Source organism: Hydrogenophaga sp., from assembly GCF_051007235.1.
GTDB lineage: Bacteria > Pseudomonadota > Gammaproteobacteria > Burkholderiales > Burkholderiaceae_C > Hydrogenophaga.
On sequence record NZ_JBPCSJ010000295.1, the window covers coordinates 1 to 1,987 of the forward strand.

The 1,987-nt window shown below is 71.0% G+C and carries 3 protein-coding genes; 1 reads left to right on the plus strand and 2 read right to left on the minus strand.

From position 1 onward, the window contains the following. Positions 1-528, minus strand: a 528-nt coding sequence (locus ACR2JA_RS10465) for a glutathione S-transferase family protein (RefSeq protein ID WP_434009022.1), incomplete at its 3' end; no start/stop codon positions are given. A 25-nt stretch (positions 529-553) separates the two neighbouring features. Then, positions 554-1,306 (minus strand): HAD family hydrolase, encoded by a 753-nt coding sequence (locus tag ACR2JA_RS10470; RefSeq protein ID WP_434009023.1) that lies wholly within the window; start codon positions 1,304-1,306, stop codon positions 554-556. Positions 1,307-1,325: 19 nt separating this feature from the next. On the opposite strand from ACR2JA_RS10470, the gene hemH reads away from it, so the two are divergent. Further along, on the plus strand, positions 1,326-1,987 hold a 662-nt coding region (hemH, locus tag ACR2JA_RS10475), incomplete at its 3' end, for a ferrochelatase (protein ID WP_434009024.1).

The following is a 1,987-nucleotide window of genomic DNA, read 5'->3' on the forward strand; positions in this document are numbered from 1 at the left end:
CACGCACAGGTCGGCAATGGTGAAGCGATCGGCCGCCAGGTGCGCCTGGCCGGCAGCCTGCTGCGCCTCCAGGTGCTGCTCGATCACGCGCAGCGGCACGGCCAGGCGCCGCTCGGCCGCCTCGGCCAGTTCGGGCTTGCGGCGATCGGCTGGCATGGCCAGGCGGTGCATCAGCACCGTGAGCGCGTCGGTCTCGCATTCGGTCACGGCCCAGAAGCTCCAGCGCAGGGCATCGGCGTCTTCCTTGGGCGTGGCGGGCGTGAGGCTCTGGCCGTCGGCCAAGCCGTGGTGGCGCGCGATGTAGAGCGCGCAGGCCATGCTTTCCCAGACCACCACCTCGCCCTCGTGCCGCGTATCGACCACCACCGGGATGTGGCCATTGGGGTTGAGCGCCAGAAAGTCGGGCGACCGCGTGGCACCGCCCTGGTAGGGCGTGGGCCGGTGGGTGAAGTCCAGCCCCAGTTCGGTGGCGGCCCACAGAGGGCGGATGGCGCGCGAGGCGGCGATGCCGTGGATGGTCAGGCTCACAGAGGTCTCCGTTGGATGGGGTGGTTCAAAGGCCCAGCGCGTCGCACAGCACGCGCAGGTCGGTCAGGGTGATGTGGGGTTGCAGCGGCGCGTGGTCCCAGGGGTGGCCGCCGCGGTTGACCCAGGCCAGCTGCATGCCGGCGTTGAGCGCGCCCACACCGTCCAGGTGGGCGTCGTCGCCGATGTGCAGCACCTCGGCCGGCGCAACGCCGGCGGCCTGCGCCCCGGCGTGGAAGATGCGCGCATCGGGCTTGCCCACGCCGAACTCGCGCGCGCTGATGGACGCGACAAAGTGCGCTCCGATGCCCACGCGCTGCACGTCCGCGTTGCCGTTGGACAGGGCCACGATGGGGAACCGCGCGCCCAGCCGCTGGAGGGCGGGCCGCGCGTCCTCGAACAGATCCACGCGCTGGCGTTCGGCAAAGAACACCTCGAAGGCGGGCTCGGCCAGCGCCGGGTCGTCACCCGCGCGCAGCAGCAGCGCGCGGATGGACTCGCGCCGCAGGGCGCTCAGGTCGTGCGCCAGGTCGGGCCGGCTGCGACCGGTGTGCTCGCGCACCTCGCGCAGGGTCTGGCGGTCGGCCCCCAGCGTGGCGGTGGCGGGCGCGTGTTGCGCCAGCCAGCCGGCCAGCGCCTGTTCGGCACGCGCGATGGTGGGCCAGATCGGCCAGAGGGTGTCGTCCAGGTCGAGCGTGATGGCACGGATGCGGCTTGTATCCAGGCCCGCTCCCGTGTCCCGATCGGTCGTGGTTGGCGCGTTTTGGGCAGGGGTCTTCATGGCTGCGGGAGAATAGCGCATGCCCTTCAAGACCGAACCCGCCTTTTCCCATGGCCAGGCACCCCGCACGGCCGTTGTGCTCTGCAACCTGGGCACCCCCGATGAACCCACCTCGCCGGCGCTGCGCCGCTACCTGGCCGAATTCCTGAGCGACCACCGCGTGGTCGAAATTCCCAAGGCGCTGTGGATGCTGATCCTGCACGGCATCATCCTGCGCGTGCGGCCGGCCAAGTCGGCCGCGAAGTACGCCACGGTGTGGACACCCGAGGGCTCGCCGCTGAAGGTCTGGACCGAGAAGCAGGCCAAGCTGCTGCAGGGCTACCTGGGCGAGCGCGGCCACCAGGTCACGGTGCGCTACGCCATGCGCTACGGCAACCCGTCCATCCCGGCGGTGCTCGACGAACTGCAGGCCCAGGGCGCCACGCGCGTGCTCATCGTCTCGGCCTATCCGCAGTACAGCGGCACCACCACGGCCAGCGTGTTCGACGCGGTGGCCCACTGGGGCCTGAAAACCCGCCGCCTGCCCGAGCTGCGCTTCGTCAACCGCTACCACGACGACGCCGGCTACATCGACGCACTGGCCCAGCGCGTGCGCCACCACTGGCTGCACCACGAACGCGGCGAACACCTGGTGATGAGCTTCCACGGCGTGCCCGAGCGCACTTTGATGCTGGGTGACCC

Coding starts and splice junctions, on each gene's coding strand:
- ACR2JA_RS10470 (WP_434009023.1), bottom strand. CDS start 1,306: ATGAAGACCCCTGCCCAAAACGCGCCAACCACGACCGATCGGGACACG.